At 54.4% G+C, this 412-nt stretch carries 1 protein-coding gene; it reads left to right on the forward strand.

Going from position 1 to position 412, the window contains the following annotated elements:
- The coding region (locus UF06_RS21610; RefSeq protein WP_045572314.1) for an IMP dehydrogenase at positions 1-412 on the forward strand (412 nt) is incomplete at both ends.

Raw genomic sequence — 412 nt, forward strand, 5'->3', positions numbered from 1 at the left:
GTGCAGACGTGAAAGAAACAATGCACGAAGCACGTGTAGAGAAAGTGGTGGTGGTGAACGCTGAGTTCCAACTGACCGGCATGATCACAGCACAAGACTTCCATAAAGCGGAGCGCAAACCGAATGCGAGTAAAGATGAGCGAGGTCGTCTGCGAGTTGGAGCTGAGGTTGGTGCAGGTGCGGGGAATGAAGAGCGTGTTGCTGCGTTGGTTGAAGCGGGCGTTGACGTGCTGCTGATTGGTTCTTCACACGGCAATTCAGAAGGCATGCTGCAACGTATTCGTGCAACTCGCGAAGAGTTCCCTCATCGTGATAGTAGCGGTGGCAACGTGACAACGGCTGCGGGCGCAAAAGGATTGATGGAAGCTGGCGTAAGCGCAGTGAAAGTGGGCATTGGCCCCGGTTCTATCTG

It is taken from the genome of Vibrio sp. S234-5 (assembly GCF_000960595.1).
Classification (GTDB): domain Bacteria; phylum Pseudomonadota; class Gammaproteobacteria; order Enterobacterales; family Vibrionaceae; genus Vibrio.